The sequence below is a fragment of the Achromobacter sp. genome (assembly GCF_032113835.1).
In the GTDB taxonomy this organism is placed as follows: Bacteria; Pseudomonadota; Gammaproteobacteria; order Burkholderiales; family Burkholderiaceae_B; genus Achromobacter.
This window is the reverse complement of the sequence record NZ_DAMCTG010000105.1, coordinates 1-16,889: the sequence shown is the minus strand read 5'-3', so window position 1 is coordinate 16,889 and position 16,889 is coordinate 1. Positions and strand designations below refer to the sequence as shown.

Below are 16,889 nucleotides of genomic sequence, written 5' to 3'. Positions count from 1 at the left end.
AATCGTGGGCGATCGCCTCCCCGGTGACCGCGGCGTCGGGCGACCTACGAAGATCGGACGCAGCCTTGCCGTTATCGCCGCTGACGCAGCCTTGAAGCTATTGCCGCGGCCGCTTGTGCACCGGCCCCACGTGTTGCTCGACGGTCTTCCTCGTCATCTTCCCCGCGCTCTCCAAAGCACCGGCGCGCTCTTCGCGCAGACGCCGCAGCACTTCGGTCGGCGCGACGCCGAAGTGCGCCGCGAACTTGCGCTGGAACGTGCGCCGCGACATGCGGCAGGCGTCGGCCATGTCGTCGACCGACCAGCGGGCCGACAGGCGCGCCTCCATTTTTTCGACCAGTTCCCGGAACGGCGCGGCCACGCGGTCCTGCAGCCGCAGCGTCTGGCTGTACTGGCGCTGGTCGCCGTTGCGGCGCATGAAGACGACCAGCCGCCGCGCGACCTGCTGGGACAGCGCAGCGCCGAAATCGCGCTCGATCAGGGCCAGCGCCATGTCGATGCCGGCGGTGACGCCTGCGGAGGTCCAGTATTTGCCGCTTTCGATGAAGATGCGGTCGTCGTCGACGCGCAGGCCGGGGTAAAGCTGGCGCAGCCGGTCGGCCGACCGCCAGTGCGTGGTCACGGCGCGGCCGTCGAGCAGGCCGGCGGCGGCCAGCACGAATGCGCCGGTGCAGACACTGCTGGTGCGGCGCGTGCCGGCGTCGCGGCGGCGCAGCCAGGCGCGCGTTTCGCCGTGCGCCGCGGCGCGGTCGACGCCGGGGCCGCCGGGCACCAGCAGCATGTCGATGGGGTCGTCGCCGTCCGCCTCAAAAGTGCGATCCACCTGCATGCGCAGCCCCTGTTCCCAGGTGGCGACCACCGGCGATGCCGCGATCGTGTTCAACGCGTACAACTGGCGGCCCGCTTCTTCGTTGGCCGAACTGAAGGCCTGCCACGGTCCGGCCAGGTCGAGCGGCTGGAAACCGTCGTACAGCACGAACATCACGCGCTGTGGCGCGATTGGCGCGCATTCTGGCGCACCGCGTGGCGGGTGTTCGCCTATGCTGGGTTCTGGCGTTTTCATGGGAGCAGCGTCATGAAGGTGAATATCGTCTTGTTCGAAGGGCTGACTCAGCTTGATATGACCGGGCCGTACGAAGTGCTGGCGAACGCGCCGGGATTTACCGTGGATTTTGTCGCAAAAACGATGGATCCGGTGCGTTGCGACCGGGGGCTGCGCTTCGTGCCCACGCAAACGATCGACTCGGCGCCGCCGTGCGACCTGCTGGTCGTGCCGGGCGGACCGGGCACGGACGACGCCATCGTCGATCCGGCGTGGGTGGATTTCACGCGTCGGCAGGGGCAGGGCGCCAAGTACCTCTTCGGCATCTGCACGGGCTCGCTGCTGCTGGGTGCGGCCGGGCTGCTGCGAGGCAAGCGGGCGTCCAGCCACTGGCGGGCGCGTGAGCTGCTGGCGCGCTTTGGGGCCACGCCGAGCGACGAGCGCCTTTGCGTGGACGGCAACGTATTCACGGCCGGCGGCGTGACGTCGGGGATCGACATGGGGTTGAAGGTCGTGGCGTCGCTGTGCGGCGAGGATGTCGCCAAGCTGATCCAGTTGCAGATCGAATACGACCCGAAGCCGCCGTTTCCGGGCGGCACGCCGAAGACGTCGGACCCGGCCATTGTGGAGCGCTATCTGGCGATGTCGCAGGCGCGTTTCGAGCGGCGCAGCGCGGCGGTGGAGCGGGCGGCGGCGGCCATGCCGTGAGGCGATGAGCCTTACCGGCCCAGATGATCCAGGGGCAGCGGACTCTGCTTCTTCACCGTCTGGATCGCGAAATTGCTGCGGATGTCCTTCACGCCGGGCAGTTTCAGCAGGGTATGCAGCAGGAACTGCTCGTACCCGCGCAGATCAGGCACCACGACCTGCAACAGGAAGTCGGACTCGCCGGACACCAGATGCGCGGCGATCACTTCCGGCAGCGCGCTGACCTCGTTGCGGAACATCTCGGCGTCGCGCTCATGGTGGCGCTCGACCTTCACCCCCACGAATACCGTCAATCCCAGTCCGACCTCGTGCGGGTCCAGCCGCGCTTCGTAGCCCTGGATGACGCCGGCTTCCTCCATCATCCGTACGCGCCGCAGGCAGGGCGAGGGCGACAGGCCGATCTGGTCCGCCAGCTCCACATTGGTGAGCCGGCCGTTCTTCTGCAGCGCCTCCAGAATTCGGCGGTCGTAGGCGTCAAGTTGGCGTTTTGGCATGGATGTGGGGGATTTCTGGTGTGATTGGTGTGTTGTGCCAGGAATAGTATCCAAGTTGGCAAGAATGGCAAGCACATGCCAGCCCCTTTTTCCTAGAATCTCGCCATTGAAATCTTGTGGTGGAGTGCGGTCATGGCCGATATGGCGTTGTTTCTGGGAGCCTTGCTGATTGTGTACGTGGTGCCCGGGCCGGACATGATCCTGCTGCTGGAAACCGGCCTGCTGCGCGGCCGTGGGCAGGCGCTGGCGGTGGCGGCGGGGCTGGCGATTGCACGCGCGGCGCACGTGACGCTGGCCGCGCTGGGTCTGGCGGCCTTGTTCAAGACGCACCCGTGGGCGTTCGACGCGGCGCGTACCGTGGGCGGTTGCTATCTGGTGTGGCTGGGGATCCGTCTGCTGCGCGCGCCGCTTGCGATTCCGCCCCTGGACGGGGAGGCCGCGCCGCGGCATGCAGGCTGGGGGCCCGCGCTGATGAGCGGGGTGCTGACCAACGTCCTCAACCCCAAGGCGTTGCTGTTCTGCTCGGTGCTCCTGCCGCAGTTCGTATCGCCCGAGCGCGGCCCGATCGGCCAGCAGTTCGCCGTGCTGGGCGTCATTCTGGTCGGGTTGGGCCTGACGTTCGACGTGCTGTGCGCGCTGGCCGGCGGCGCGGTAGGCCGCTGGATGTCCGCCAGCCCGCGCGCGCAAAAGATCCAGGCCCTGGTCTTCGGCACCGCCCTGATCGGCTTCGGCCTGCGCCTGACATTCGCCAACCGCCCCGCCTGACGCGCGCGGCAATTTGCCAGGTGTCTAACACCGTGTGGAGGTGATCGGCAGCTTGCTAGGTGTCTGACACCCTGGGGAAGTGATCGACAGTTTGCGGCTGCATCTCAGAGGGTGTCAGACACCGGGACCGGAGCAACGAACTGGGTGACTGAAGCCCTGACGATGGTTCTGTAGGACCAAATGAGGTGTCAGACACCCGTGGTTTTGTAGGACCAAATGAGGTGTCTGACACCCTGGGGAAGTGATCGGCCTTTTGCAACTGCATCTCAGAGGGTGTCAGACACCGGCCCAATGCGTCGAACTTCCAAACAAAACAAGGCCCGGCGCACCATCGCACCGGGCCTTGTTGTTTACCACCGCGCCAGCATCACTTGCCGAAGGCGAACGAAGCTGCATCCACCTCGTCATCTTTCGTGCGCGGCGGGACGGCGCCGTCTTCCAGCAGTTCCGCGGGGTCCAGCCCCTTGGTCAGCTCCAGCGCCTGGCGCTCGAACAGGCGCCGGTACAGGCCGCCCTTCAGGCGGATCAGCGCGTCGTGGCTGCCTTCTTCAATCACGCGGCCATGGTCCATCACCAGCAGACGGTCCAGCGCCCGGACCGTCGACAGGCGGTGCGCCACCACCAGCGTCGTGCGGCCTTCCATCAGGCGGTCCATCGCGCGCTGGATCAGGACCTCGCTTTCGCTGTCCAGGCTGGACGTGGCTTCGTCCAGGATCAGGATCGGCGCGTCGGCCAGGAACGCCCGCGCGATCGCCACGCGCTGGCGTTCGCCGCCCGACAGCTTCACGCCGCGTTCACCGACCAGCGTCTCGTAGCCCTTGGGCAGGGCCATGATGAAGTCATGCGCGCTGGCCAGTCTGGCCGCCTGCTCGATCTCCGCCTGCGACGCGCCCGGACGGGCGTAGGCGATGTTTTCCGCCAGCGTCCGGTGAAACAGCACGGGCTCCTGCTGCACGATCGCGATCTGGCCGCGTAGCGACGCCTGCTTCACCTGGGCGATGTCCTGCCCGTCGATGGTGATGCGGCCGCCGTTCACGTCGTACAGGCGCTGGATCAGCTTGATGAACGTCGTCTTGCCCGAACCCGAGTGGCCGACCAGGCCCACCCGTTCGCCCGGCGCGATACGCACCGAGAACCGGTCGTACAGCGCGACGTTGTGCGCCCCGTAGCGGAACGTCACGTCTTCAAAGCGGATCTCGCCCGCCGTCACCGCGATGTCGCCCGCGCCCGGCCGGTCTTCCACGCCCAACGGCTGCTTTTCCAGCGACACCAGTTCTTCCATGTCGTTGACCGAGCGCTGCAGGTTGCGGATGTGCATGCCCACGTCGCGCAGATAGCCTTGCAGGACGAAGAACATGGTCAGCGTGAACGTGATGTCGCCCACGCTGGCCTGGTTGCGCGACCACAGCAGCAGCGACGCGCCCAGGATCGAGGCCTGCATGGTCACCAGCATCGCGCCCTGGATGCCGCCGTTGAACGTGGCGCGGATCCAGGTCCGGCGCGTGCGGCGACGCCACTTGTCGATGACGCGGTCGAGCCGCGCCTCTTCACGCGTCTCCGCGCCAAAGGCCTTGACCACGGCGTTGCAGCTGACCGCATCGGCCAGCGCGCCGCCCATGCGCGTGTCCCACGCATTGCCCAGCCGTGCGGCGGGCGCCACGTACGCCAGCGACAGCGTTGCGGTGACGGCGATGTAGAGCACCGAACCCAGGCCCACGACCAGCCCCATCAACGGCCAATGCGCACCCAGCAGCGCGGTGGCGCCCAGCAGCATGACGACCGACGGCAGCAGCGCCACCAACAGCGTGTCATTCAGCAGGTCCACCGCCCACATGCCGCGCGTGATCTTGCGCACCGTCGAGCCGGCGAAGCTGTTGGCATGCCAGTCGGTCGAAAAGCGCTGCACGCGGTAGAAGGCATTGGAGGCGATGCCGTTCATCATCTTCAAGGTGAAGGTGATGATGTTCTGGAACACCGCCTGGCGCAGCAGCGTCCCGCCCACGCCCAGCGCGACCAGCAGCCAGAAGGCCGTGATGGCGGCGTTCCAGGCAAGCTGGTCGCCGGCCGCGCCCGACGCCACCGCGTCGACCAGGCGGCCGGCGTACATCGGGGTCAGCACGTCGGCCACGGCGGACAGCAGCGCCAGCGCCACGATGACCACAATGCGCAGCGGCTGCCGGCCCCAATAGCGGAAGGTAAAGCCCAGGACATCCTTGAAGGCCTGTCCTCGAAAGTCGATTTTTTTTCTAGCCATTGCCATGGCCTGGCGGCAGGGAACACGCCAGGTTCCTTGTAAGGAAAGAGGGAAAACACGCCGTGCGCCGGAAGGGGCGCTGGCAACTGCGTTAGGGGTTCAGATGGACACGGCGGACCGGTCGCCAGGTAGGGAACTGGCGATGGAGCCGCGCGGGCGACGACTTAATGGCGTCGCGGGGACACGCGCGGGACGGCGTTGGGCATGGGGTACATCATGCAGCCTCCCTGTCGGTGGGTGAGGGAAAAAAGGAATGGGCGCGAGGCCCGAATTGCCGATTCTATCCAAGTGATGTAGGCGAATCAACGGGCCGTGCCGGGGGACGGAATGCGCTGTCGGTTTTTTTCAACGCGTCGCTAACCGGGCAGCGATGCCGCGCCCGCAGCGGTATACCCACCCTGATGGCTTGCCAGCCGCGCATACACCCCTTGCTTGCGCAGCAGTTGGTCATGCGTGCCGGATTCGGCCAGCGTGCCTCGGTCCAGCACCAGGATCAGGTCGGCGTCGCGAATTGTGGACAGGCGGTGCGCAATCACAAGCGTCGTCCGGTGGCGCATCAGCACGTCGAGCGCGCCGCGCACCTGCATTTCCGACAGCGTGTCCAGGTGCGACGTGGCTTCGTCCAGGATCAGCACGGGCGCGTTCTTCAGGAAGGCGCGCGCAATCGAGATGCGCTGGCGCTGGCCGCCCGACAACTGCATGCCGCGTTCGCCCACGCGCGTCGCCAGGCCCTCGGGCAGACGCTGTACGAAGTCGGCCAGCGCCGCCTGCTCCAGCGCGCGCATCAGCTCCTCGCGGCTGGCTTCGGGACGCGCCAGCCGGATGTTGCCCTCTAGCGTGTCGTTGAACAGATACGTGTCCTGCGTGACCAGCGCCACGCGCTCGCGCAGGCCGTCCAGCTGAAGTTGACGCACGTCCACGCCGTCCAGCTTGACCGCGCCCTCGCGCGGATCCCAGAAGCGCAGCAGCAGGCTGGCCACCGTGCTCTTACCCGCGCCCGAGGCGCCCACGATCGCCACCGTGGCGCCGGCAGGCGCGGTGAAACTAAGCTGGCGCAACGTGTCCTGGCGCTTGCCGGGGTAGGCGAAGCTGACGCGCTCGAACGCCAGCGACAGGCCATGCGGCGCCACCGGCGCGGGCCGCGGGCCATCCACGACCGGTTCGGGTTCGTTGGCCACCACGTGCAGACGGCGCGTGGCGGCGATGGTGTCGGCCAGTTGCCGGCTGACCTGCGAGATCTCCGACACCGGCAGGAACGTCGCCAGCGCGATCAGCACCAGCAGCGGCAACATGCCGGCTTGCAGCGTACCGGCCTGCACCTGCAGCGCGCCCACGACGGCCACGGCGAGCCCGCCCAGGCCCATCGCGATTTCAAACCAGGCAGTCTGACGAGACAGGTCGCGCAGGATGGCAAGACGCCGGGCGCGGTAGTGATCGGCCACCTTCAGGAATTGATCGCGGCGCCGGCCCGTCGCCTGGAAGGCGGTCAGGTCGGCCAGGCCCTGGATCGTGTCGGTGGTGTGGGCGCTCATCTCACCCAGCGCCTCGCGCGCCTTGTCGCCCAGCGCGTCGACGCGGCGCCGGCCGCGTACGGGGGAGACCAGCGCATACGCCAGGAACGGCAGCAGCGCCAGCGCCACCGGCCAGCTGTAAAACCCCAGGAAGCCCAGCACGGACAGCGGCACCAGCACGGACACGATGGCCGGCGCGATGGTGTGCGCGTAGAAGTACTCGACCATCTCCACGTCCTGCGTGGCCAGCGCGACCAGATCGCCCGAGCGGCGCTGCAGCAGGTACGCGGGCGCCAGCCGTTCCAGCTTGTCGTAGAGCTTGACGCGCATGTCGGCCAGGAGCTGATAGGCCATCGCATGCGCCAGCCAAGACTCCAGCCAATGGAACAGCGCGGCCAGCGGGGCGGCGATCAGCAGGCCGACGATCAGCGCGGTGGTATCGCCGCCGTCGCGGATGGCGGCCACGATCAGGGCGCTGAATACACCCACGCCGATGAAGGCGGCGACACGCGCCACGCCCAGCAGAATGGTCGCGATGAGCGTGCCCCGCCATGGACGCACCACCGACAGCAGGGTGCCCAACGTGGCGCGCCAGCCGACCTGGTCGGCATCCGCGTCCAGCGACCGCAGGGCCGGACCGGGCGCGTTGATGTCGTCGGGCTCAGCGGCGGTATCGCCCGCAGCCTGCTGCTTTGATGGCGGCGAGCCGGCGGCCGGGTTGCGGTGCGCGGCCGCCTGTTCGTGCATCAGGCGGTAGTACAGCCCTTTCTCGCGCATCAGGTCGGCATGCGGTCCGGCCTCGGCCACACGGCCCTGGTCCAGCACCAGGATGCGGTCCGCGCCGATCACGCTGGCCAGCCGATGCGCCAGGATCAGCGTCGTGCGGCCGGCCATCAGGCGGTCCAGCGCCTGCTGGATCAGCGCCTCGTTCTCGGTGTCCACGGACGACAGCGCCTCGTCCAGGATCAGGATGGGCGCGTCGCGCAGCAGGGCGCGGGCGATTGCCACGCGCTGGCGCTGGCCGCCCGACAGTTGCAGGCCGCGCTCGCCGATGCGCGTGGCGTAGCCGTCGGGCAGCGCCATGATGAAGTCGTCGATGTTGGAGGCGCGAGCGGCGGCGCGCACCTCATCAAACGTCGCGTCGGGGCGGCCCAGCCGCAGGTTGTCGTCGATGGTGCCGTGAAACAGCGTGATGTCCTGGCTGACCAGCGCGATGTGCGACAAGAGGAATTGCGTGTCCAGCGCGTTGACGTCGTGCCCGCCCACGCGGACCGCGCCGGATTGCGGCACGCATTCGCGCAGCAGCAGCCGCACGATGGTGGATTTGCCCGCGCCGCTGGGGCCGACCACGCCGACCCGTTCGCCCGCCGCAATGCGGAACGCCAGGCCCCGGTGAGCGGCGCGTTCAGGGGTGTACGAGAAGGCGACGTTGTCGAATTCGATGGTCGGCGAAAGCCGGGCCGGGGCCGCTTGTGCGGCGCGCGTGTCGGGTGCGGGCGTGAGGGGCTGCGCGTCCGTCAGCGCATGGATGCTGGCGGCAGCCGACTGTCCCAGCATGCCCCGGTGCAGCACCGCGCGCAGGTCGCGCAACGGACGGAAGATCTCGGTGCCGGCCATCAGCACGATCAGCAGCGCCTCGACGCTCATGTCGCCGGTGGTCACGCGCCACGCGCCCAGCGTCAGCGCAAGCGCGGCGCCCAGCGCCACGCCCAGGTCGCTGATGCCGCGCGTCAGCAGGCTGACCGAAAGCACCCAGAACGTGTTGTCCGACAGGCTGCGCGCGCGGGCGGCAAGCCGCTCGCCCCACGCCTTGCCCTGGCCATACGACTTGAGCGTGGGCAGGCCTTGGACCGCGTCCAGGAACTCTTCGCCGAATTCATTGAGCGAACGGCTGCGCGCCAGGCTGGCACGCCGGTCCAGCATGTGTACGGCCATCGGCCCGAACAATGCGAACAGCGCGGCGGCCAGGAAGACGAGGGCAGTCGGCACGTCCCAGAACGCGATGACGGCAAAGATGGCAAACGGCGCGGCCGCCGCGATGGCGACTTGCGGCAGGTACTGTCCGAAGAAGGTCTGCAACTGTTCGACGCCGTCCACCACCGTCAGCATGACGCCGCCCGTGCGCTGATTGGCGAACCAGGCGGGTCCCAGCGCGACGATGCGGTCGTACAGTTTTGCGCGCAGCGTGTGCTGGATGGCGGCGGACGTGCGGTTTGCTTGCACCGTGCGGCAGTCGTCCAGGAACGCCCGCAGCAGCACCATGGCCGCCACGCAGAGCGCGGGCGTGGCCCATTCCTGCCACGGCGCCCCGTCGAACACGCGCGCGAGCAACTGTCCCAGGAACACATACCGCGCAATCCCGGCCGCCAGGGCCAACAGGCCCAGGAAGATGCCGCCCGCCATGCCGGCGCGCAGACCCTCGGTCAGGCGCCAGAGCCTCGAATCGAAATACATAGCCATTACTCCATCCAGAGCCTGCATCGTCCCCGATCCGGCGCGCGCGCGAAAGCGATGAATTTTCAATCAAGGGTTGAGATAAACTCAACCGATGTCCGACACGCCCAACCGAACTCCGCCGCTGGCCGCCTTGCGCGCCTTCGAAGCCGTGGCCCGCCTGGGCAGCCTGAGCCGCGCGGCCGCCGAGCTAAACGTCACGAAAAGCGCCGTCAGCCATCAGTTGCGGGCGCTGGAGGCCGATCTGGGCGCGCCGCTCTTGCGCCGGGGCGGCACCGTGCGGCGCGCCGAGACCACGGAAGCGGGCGCCGCGCTGCTGGCTTCCGTACAACAGGCCTTGACCCTATTGGAGACCGCCTGCCGCAATGTCCGGGCCAGCGCCCGCGGCAAGCGGCGCTACACGCTGAACGTGTCCGCCAACCCGTCGCTGGCCGCGCTGTGGCTGGCGCCGCGCATCGGCCGTTTCATCAAGCTGCATCCGGACACCGACATCCAGGTCTACCTGCACGCGAGCCAGGATCCGGCCTGGAAGACCCAGGACATCGACCTCGCCTTCCTCCACGTTCGGGCGATGGGGCCGCACATCGCCGCGCCGGGCGACATTCCGCTCATGACTGAAACCGTGGTGCCGGTGTGCAGTCCGGCGCTGGTGGCCGAGGGCGACCGCAACGACCCGCGCGTGTTCCTGCGCCACCGCTGGCTGGAGGAAAAGCACATCGACAGCCCCGAGACCGACTGGCGCACGTGGGGGCCGCGGCTGGGGATTGCGCCGGATGACTGGCAGGATCCGATGGTGCTGAGCGGCCTGAGCACCGTGGTGGCCGCCGCCGCGGCGGGGGTCGGCATCGCGCTTGGCCGAGCGCCGCTGATCGACGAGGACCTGGCCAGCGGCCGGCTGGTGCCATTGATGCCGCATCTGCGCATGCCGGGCTCGTGGGGCTATGTCATGCGCATCCACGACAACCGGCCGATGGACCCGTCATTGCCCGCGCTGGTGGAGTTTCTATCCGAGGAAGGGCGAAGCACGGGGGCGTGGCAGCGTCCGGGCGACGCATTCGGCGCAGTGGCCTCGCGGCAAATCACGCCATGGGGAACGCGATGAACCGGACCATGCCCAAGGTCACGCAGCGCCGGACACGGGGAACGCCATTACTGGCGCCGCGGTTCGCCCCCTTGCTGGCCGCCGTGGCGCTGGGCCTTGCGGTGGTCCCGTCCGACCTTCTGGCGCGGGATAGCGCTGCGCAGGACTTCCAATCGCTCGACGCCGAAGCCCGCGCGCAGGGCGTGGCGCCGCCGGGCATGCCCTGCGGGGACTTTCTGCAGGCGTTGGGACGAAAGCCCGCCCATGTCGAATATCTGGGCTGCGAACGGCACGATGACCGGCAGGCCAAACCCATGATCGCCCGCTACCAGGTGACCGGCGCCCACGCGGCGGCGGCGCACGCCCAGCTCCGCGACGCGTTCGGCCTGCCGCCGCTGTCATACGTCTGCTGCGGCTGGGAAACCGCGCCGCATTCCTGGCGCGGCGGACAGGACGGGCTGCAGTACGGCGTGGGCATGGGCGTGGAATCGCCGCGCTATCCCAGCAACGAATGGGACAGGATTCCCGCTTTCAGCATCACGGTCACGCTGTACACCGGCATCATCTAGGCCGTGCGCGCGCGCTCGCGTCAATCTCCGGCCAGTTCCATGCTGCGTGTCACTTCCTCCTGCACGCGCTCCCAGATCGCCCGTTTCAATTCGACGAATCGCGGCGACAGTTGCACGTCCGCGCTGCGCGGGTGCGGCAGGTCGTTCTGGATGTCCTGCACGATGCGGCCGGGCTTGGACCCCATGACGGCCATGCGCGTCGACAGCGTCAGGGCCTCGTCGATGGAGTGCGTGATGAAGACGATGGTCTTGCCGCTCTGCTCGTAGATCGACAGCAGCTGGTCCTGCAGCACCTGGCGCGTCATCGCGTCCAGCGCCGCGAACGGCTCGTCGAACAGCATCACGTCAGGGTCGTTGGCCAGCACGCGCGCGATCGACACGCGCTGCTTCATCCCGCCCGACAGCGCGTGCGGAAATTTGTCCGCCGCATGCTTCAGGCCTACCATCTCGATGAACTTGCGGGCGATCGGCGCGCGTTCCTGGCGCGACATGCCGCGCATCTTCAGGCCGAACTCCACGTTTTCCTGCACGGTGCGCCACGGAAACAGCGCGTACTGCTGGAACACCATGCCGCAGGCGGCGGTCACGTCGGTGACCTTCTTGCCGTTGATCTCCACCGACCCCGTGTTGGGCGTGATGAATCCCGCCATCAGGTTCAGCAGCGTCGACTTGCCGCAGCCCGAGGCGCCCAGCAGCACCAGGAATTCCCCGCGCTTGACCTCCAGGTTGACCTTGTCCAGCACCGGCACTTCGCCGTAGGCCTTGGAGACGTCCGTCAGCCGGATCATCGTGTCGTTCATCGCTGCCATGCCAGCACCCATCGTTCAAGAAGCCGCAAACACAGATCGGTCACCAGCACGGTGAAACTGATCAGCACCATGCCCAGCACCACGGTGTCGGTCTGGAAGAATTCCTTGCCGTTCATGATCATGAAGCCCAGGCCTTCCTTGGACGCCACCAGCTCGGCCGAGATCACGCAGGTCCACGACAGGCCCAGGATGATCTTCATGCCCGACAGGATCTGCGGCAGACAGCCCGGAAACAGCACCTCGCGCATGACCTGCCAGCGGTTGGCGCCCAGGTTGCGCGCCGCGCGCACCAGCACCGGATCGATGCTGCGCGAGGCCTCCATCACGTACAGCAGGGCCGGCACGAAGGACCCCATGAACACGATGCTGTACTTCTGCGTTTCGGTGATGCCGAACCACAGCAGCGACAGCGGAATCCAGCTCATGGACGGCAGCGGGCGCAGGAACGAGATGATGGGATCGAAGACGGCGCGTGCCACCTTCGAGGTGCCAAGCAGGATGCCCAGCGGAATCGCGACGATCACGGCGGCCAGAAAGCCGACCATGACGCGGCGCGTCGAGGCCAGCACGTTGTAGAACAGCGTGCCCTGATCGGACATGGAGAGCGCGCGCGCAAGAATCTGGGACGGCGCGGGCAGAAAGATGGGATCGACCGCGCCGGCACGGCACAGGCCTTCCCACATCAGCAGAAAACCGAGCAGCGAAAACACGCTGACCCAGAGCAGGCGCGTTTCGCGTGAAGACGAGCGTGTGGACATAGGCAGACAGTCCCGGGCTCAGAGGTACGCGGACTGGACCCAGTCCTTGACGGTGGGCGCGCGGTCGATCTGCTTGAGCGACACCAGCATTTCGGCCAGCTTCTGCATGCCGTTCACGAAGTTGCCGGGCTCGATCATCAGCGCCTTCTGGTCTTCGGCCGAATACCACTGCGTCTGCTTGATGACGGCAAGCTGCTCGTCCTTGGACAGGCCGGTCAGCTCCAGCAGCACGCCCGCCGCTTCCTCGGGCTGGTTCGTCAGCATGGCGTTGGCCTGGAACACCGCCTGCAGGAACTTGCGCACGGCGTCCGGGTTTTCCTTGCCCAGCTTGGCGTGCGTCAGCAGCACGTCGGGTCCGGGCGTGATGGCGTATTGCTTGTAGAGCGAGAACGCAGTGTCGTCCAGCAGCACGTGCGTGCCCGGCACGGCCTTGATGCGGTCGAAGGCCGGCGTCCAGGCCACGGCCGCGTCGATCTGGCTGCCCTGATAGGCGGACAGCAGGTTGGTCGCGGGCAGGTTGATGATGGAGACGTCGCGGTCGGGGTTCAGGCCCGCCTGGCGCAGCACGTCCAGCAGCAGCACATGCGCGCTGGAGGCGTAGGTGACGCCAATCTTCTTGCCCTTCAGATCGGCAACGGACTTGACGTTGTCGCGCACCAGCACGCCTTCGGCGCGGCCGAAGTTGTTCGGGGTGGCGATGACCTGGAACTGGCGCGCGCCCGCAGCCATCAGCGCCAGCGACGACACCACGCCGGTGCCCGCCAGATCCACATTGCCCGCCATCACCGCGCTCATGCGGTCCGACGACGTGGCGAAACTCTGCCACTTGATGTCCAGCCCCTGCTTGGCGAAGAGGCCCGTCTTCATCGCGATGTAGGCGGAGTAATGGCCCAGCCAGGCCGAGCCGCCATAGGTGTAGGACGCGCCGGCGGCGCGGCCGATCATCGGAAAGCCCAGGGCGCTTGCGCCCGCGAGTGCAGCGGTGCGCACCAGCATGGCGCGGCGATTCATGTTCATATTTTTCCCCTACTGTATGTAGATTGACCGATAGATTCCATGTCGCCGGCACTCTGGGGTGCGGCAGACGAGACTTTCGCCCGAGCGCCTGGCGGCGGCATGAATATAAGGAGCGGCGATGGTCAACATCAGCGGTGCTTAAAGAGGCGCGCTGCTGCAAGGGGTGCTTCGGCCGGGCCGCAAGGCGGCGGCCCGGCCTTGTGCCATGCGCGTCAGATGCCCTGTCCGCCGGACACCTCGATGCGCTGCGCGTTGACCCAGCGGTTGTCTTCGGAAAGCAGGCTGGCGATCATCGGACCGATATCGTCGGCCACGCCTACGCGGCCCAGCGCCGTCATGTCCGCGAAAGCCTTGTTGAATTCGGGCGTGTCGCGCACCGCGCCGCCCAGGAAGTCCGTTTCGATGGCGCCCGGCGCCACCGTGTTGACGGCGATTCGGCGGTGGCCAAGCTCCTTGGCCAGGTAGACCGTCAGCACCTCGACGGCGCCCTTGGCCGCGGCATACGCGGCCCAGCCCGGCGCCGACACGCGCGTCAGGCCGCTGGACAGGTTGACGATGCGTCCGCCGTCGGCCAGCAGCGGCAAAAGGCTTTGCGTCAGGAAGAACACGCCCTTGAAGTGCACATCGATCAGCTTGTCGAACGCCGCCACGCTCATGTCGGCAATCGGCGCCATGTCGCCGTGCCCGGCGTTGTTGACGAGGTGATCGAAGGAATCGCGCTGCCACGTCCCGGCCAGCACCGTGCGCAGCCGCGCTGCGAAGTCCGGAAAGGCGGCCACATTGCCCGCGTCCAGCTGCAGCGCCACGGCCTTGCGGCCCAGCCGCTCGATCTCGGCGACGACCTCGTCGGCCTGCGCCGCGCGGCTCTGGTAAGTGACGACGACGTCGTTGCCCTTGCGGGCGAGGGCCAGGGCGGCGCTGCGGCCCAGGCCGCGGCTCGAACCGGTAACTAGAGAAATCGTGCTCATGGAATGGCTCCTTGGTGGGTTGCGGTGAGGCTTCATTCTGTGGCGGATGCGGCGGACGGCCTTTGCCTGAACCTTGGCGTTGTTGGCCTGATCCTCCAAATGTGCCTCCCGGCGCACGGGAACCCATTACGATGGCCCGGTGGCAAACCTTTGTGATCCCTCCCATGAACGACATGCTGCAGAACGACACCTTGCGCGCCGCCGCCAGCCGTTACGCGCAGGCCCACGCCAGCCCGGCGGGCGTGGCACAAACGCCCATCCGGGGACTGGCCGTCATCCGCGCGCTGCAGCCCACCGGGCTGGACTACGCGATCTCGCGGCCGCTCGCCTGCCTGGTGCTGCAGGGCGCCAAACGCGTGGCGCTGGGCGCGGACACGTTCGACTTCAGCGCGGGCGATTCGCTGCTGATCATGGCCGATGTGCCCACGGTCAGCCAGATCACGCGGGCCGGCGCCGGGGAGCCGTACCTTTCGCTGGTCCTGGATCTGGATCTGGGCCTGATTGCCGAGCTGGCGCTGGAGATGAAGCTGGGGCCGGTAGACCCGGGCGCGCCCGTCCGGGTGGAACAGACCGACGCCGAGGTCGCCGACGCCGCGCTGCGCCTGATGCGCCTGGTCGAACGGCCGTCGGCGCTGCCCGTCCTGCAGGCGCAGCTGGTGCGCGAAATGCACTACTGGCTGCTGGCTGGCCGCCACGGGCAGGCGATCCGCCAGCTTGGCTGGCCGGGCAGCGCCGCCCAGCGCATTGCGCGCGCGGTCGCGCTGCTGCGCGCCGGGTTTGCGCAGCCGCTGCCGGTCGAGCGGCTGGCGGCCGCGGCGGGCATGAGCCCGTCGTCCTTCCACCAGCACTTTCGGGCGGCCACGTCGCTGTCGCCGTTGCAGTTCCAGAAGCAACTGCGGCTGATCGAGGCGCGCCGGCTCATGACCGCCGAAGGCGCGACGGCCAGCAGCGCGGCGTTTGCAGTGGGCTATGAAAGCGTCCAGCAATTCACCCGCGAATACCGGCGGATGTTCGGCCTGCCGCCGGGCAAGGACGCCGAGGCGATCCGCGGCGCGGTCGGCGCGGCCGCCTGACCCCGTGCGCGCCTTTTCACAACGCTTTTATTAAGTATTCGCGGCGCTTATATTGCGGCGGCTCCGAAACGGCGGGTCCACACTCGCCGCACTTGTCCTTGGAGCCTTGTCGTGAAAAGTTTTGACGTGATCGTGATTGGTGCCGGCGTGATCGGCAGTTCGGTGGCGTTTCACCTGGCCGAACTCGGCGCGAAGAACGTGCTGGTGCTGGACCGCGAGACCATCGGCGCGGGCACCACGTCGCAGTCGTCCGGCATCCTGCGCACGCACTATTCCGTGCGCGAGAACGTGGAACTGGCCCAGCGTTCGTGGAGCGTGTTCAATAATTTCGCCAGCTATCTGGGCGACGACGAGGCCTCGTGCGGCCTGGTCAAATGCGGCTACCTGATCACCGCCGCCGACGACGACAAGCTGGAACCGCTGCGCGGCGCGCTGGCGCAGCAGCAGGCGCAGGGCATCGCGCTGGAATTGCTGGATGCCGCGCAGGCGCGCGAGCTGCTGCCGATCGCGTCCTTCGACAACGCCGCGCTGATCGGCTACGAGCCCGAGGCGGGCTTTGCCGACGCGTATCTGGTGGCCACCAGCTTTGCGCGCGGCGCCCGCCGCCGCGGCGTCACCATCCGGGAAAACGTCAACGTCCAGCGCCTGATCGTCGACAACGGCCGGGTGACGGGCGTCGTGACGTCCGAAGGCGACTACAGTGCGCCGCTCGTCATCAGCACGCAGAACATCTGGACGCCCGAGCTTGCCGGCTGGACGGGCGTCGCCATGCCCGTCGTGCCGGAGCGGCACGCCGTGCTGGCGCTGGAATGCGACGCGGCGCCTTATACGTATTCAATGCCGGTCTTCAAGGACCTGGCCTCGCCCGGCATGCTGTATTGCCGCAGCTACGGCGGCAACCAGATGCTGGTCAGCGAAGGCGTCGTTGGCGAGGCCCTGCAAAAGAGCGACGCCGAGCAGGGCGACATTCCGCTCGACTACGTGGCCGAGGTCGGTGCGCAGGTGGCGGATCGGTTTCCGGCGTATGAGACCGCCGGGCTGGCATCGTCGTGGACCGGTGTCTACGACGTGACGCCCGACTGGAACCCCGTGCTGGGCCGCGTGCCCGGCGTCGAAGGGCTGATCGTGGGCTTTGGGTTCTCGGGTCACGGCTTCAAGCTGTCGCCCACGGTAGGCCGCGTGCTGGCGCAAGAGGCGCTGGGGCTGGCGACGGACGTGTCGCTTACGCCTTATGAACTGGGGCGCTTTCAGCGCGGTGCATTGTTGACCGGAAAGTACGGCCTTGGCGCAGTCTCCTGATCCCCACGATCCGGTGCGCGCCAGTTGGCTGGCGCTGCCGCCCGAGCCGTGGAAGAACGGCGGGGGCGTCACGCGCACGCTGGCGGC

14 protein-coding genes are annotated in these 16,889 nt (G+C 67.8%); 6 read left to right on the top strand and 8 right to left on the bottom strand.

All coding sequences use genetic code 11. The annotated features are described in order from the left end of the window. Nucleotides 1–97 precede the first annotated feature (97 nt). Nucleotides 98–985 carry a DJ-1/PfpI family protein gene (locus RT697_RS24175; RefSeq protein ID WP_313702232.1) on the bottom strand — a complete coding sequence of 296 codons (888 nt, stop codon included), beginning with the start codon at nt 983–985 and terminating at the stop codon, nt 98–100. A 90-nt stretch (nt 986–1,075) separates the two neighbouring features. Between RT697_RS24175 and RT697_RS24170 the strand changes: the two genes are divergently transcribed. Further along, a complete protein-coding gene (locus RT697_RS24170; RefSeq protein ID WP_312434574.1) occupies nt 1,076–1,750 on the top strand; it encodes a DJ-1/PfpI family protein in 675 nt (224 codons plus the stop codon). An 11-nt stretch (nt 1,751–1,761) separates the two neighbouring features. Here the strand turns inward: RT697_RS24170 and RT697_RS24165 are convergent, their stop codons facing one another. Further along, nucleotides 1,762–2,244, bottom strand: a complete 483-nt coding sequence (locus RT697_RS24165; RefSeq protein ID WP_312434579.1) for an Lrp/AsnC family transcriptional regulator — start codon at nt 2,242–2,244, stop codon at nt 1,762–1,764. A 132-nt stretch (nt 2,245–2,376) separates the two neighbouring features. On the opposite strand from RT697_RS24165, the gene RT697_RS24160 reads away from it, so the two are divergent. Beyond that, nucleotides 2,377–3,009: a LysE family translocator gene (locus RT697_RS24160; RefSeq protein WP_105238375.1), complete on the top strand. Its 633-nt coding sequence runs from the start codon at nt 2,377–2,379 to the stop codon at nt 3,007–3,009. A 367-nt stretch (nt 3,010–3,376) separates the two neighbouring features. Here the strand turns inward: RT697_RS24160 and RT697_RS24155 are convergent, their stop codons facing one another. Next, nucleotides 3,377–5,263: an ABC transporter ATP-binding protein gene (locus RT697_RS24155; protein ID WP_313702231.1), complete on the bottom strand. Its 1,887-nt coding sequence runs from the start codon at nt 5,261–5,263 to the stop codon at nt 3,377–3,379. 356 nt (nt 5,264–5,619) lie between these two features. Further along, nucleotides 5,620–9,228, bottom strand: coding sequence for a thiol reductant ABC exporter subunit CydC (gene cydC / locus RT697_RS24150; protein WP_313702230.1), 3,609 nt, complete (start codon nt 9,226–9,228; stop codon nt 5,620–5,622). 94 nt (nt 9,229–9,322) lie between these two features. On the opposite strand from cydC, the gene RT697_RS24145 reads away from it, so the two are divergent. Both RT697_RS24145 and RT697_RS24140 read left to right on the top strand, forming a co-directional pair. Beyond that, on the top strand, nt 9,323–10,330 hold the full coding sequence (locus tag RT697_RS24145; RefSeq protein WP_313702229.1) for a LysR substrate-binding domain-containing protein: 1,008 nt from the start codon (nt 9,323–9,325) through the stop codon (nt 10,328–10,330). Next, a complete protein-coding gene (locus tag RT697_RS24140; RefSeq protein ID WP_313702228.1) occupies nt 10,327–10,878 on the top strand; it encodes a DUF4952 domain-containing protein in 552 nt (183 codons plus the stop codon). The genes RT697_RS24145 and RT697_RS24140 overlap by 4 nt, the downstream gene beginning before the upstream one ends. A 20-nt stretch (nt 10,879–10,898) precedes the next feature. On the opposite strand, the gene RT697_RS24135 is transcribed toward RT697_RS24140, so the two are convergent. The 4 genes from RT697_RS24135 to RT697_RS24120 all read right to left on the bottom strand — a co-directional run bounded on the left by RT697_RS24135 (nt 10,899) and on the right by RT697_RS24120 (nt 14,430). Then, a complete protein-coding gene (locus RT697_RS24135; RefSeq protein WP_056569941.1) occupies nt 10,899–11,687 on the bottom strand; it encodes an ABC transporter ATP-binding protein in 789 nt (262 codons plus the stop codon). Continuing rightward, a complete protein-coding gene (locus RT697_RS24130) occupies nt 11,675–12,445 on the bottom strand; it encodes an ABC transporter permease (RefSeq protein ID WP_313702227.1) in 771 nt (256 codons plus the stop codon). The genes RT697_RS24135 and RT697_RS24130 overlap by 13 nt, the downstream gene beginning before the upstream one ends. A gap of 18 nt (nt 12,446–12,463) precedes the next feature. Continuing rightward, nucleotides 12,464–13,462 (bottom strand): aliphatic sulfonate ABC transporter substrate-binding protein, encoded by a 999-nt coding sequence (locus RT697_RS24125; protein WP_313702226.1) that lies wholly within the window; start codon nt 13,460–13,462, stop codon nt 12,464–12,466. A 212-nt stretch (nt 13,463–13,674) separates the two neighbouring features. Then, complete coding sequence (locus tag RT697_RS24120; protein ID WP_313702225.1) at nt 13,675–14,430, bottom strand: SDR family oxidoreductase; 756 nt, start codon at nt 14,428–14,430, stop codon at nt 13,675–13,677. Between the two features lie 164 nt (nt 14,431–14,594). Between RT697_RS24120 and RT697_RS24115 the strand changes: the two genes are divergently transcribed. Together RT697_RS24115 and RT697_RS24110 are read left to right on the top strand one after the other, a co-directional pair. Next, nucleotides 14,595–15,503 carry an AraC family transcriptional regulator gene (locus tag RT697_RS24115; RefSeq protein WP_313702224.1) on the top strand — a complete coding sequence of 303 codons (909 nt, stop codon included), beginning with the start codon at nt 14,595–14,597 and terminating at the stop codon, nt 15,501–15,503. A gap of 111 nt (nt 15,504–15,614) precedes the next feature. Further along, entirely contained in the window at nt 15,615–16,802 is a 1,188-nt protein-coding gene (locus RT697_RS24110) for an FAD-binding oxidoreductase (RefSeq protein ID WP_313702223.1), read from the top strand. The last annotated feature ends 87 nt before the right edge of the window (nt 16,803–16,889 follow it).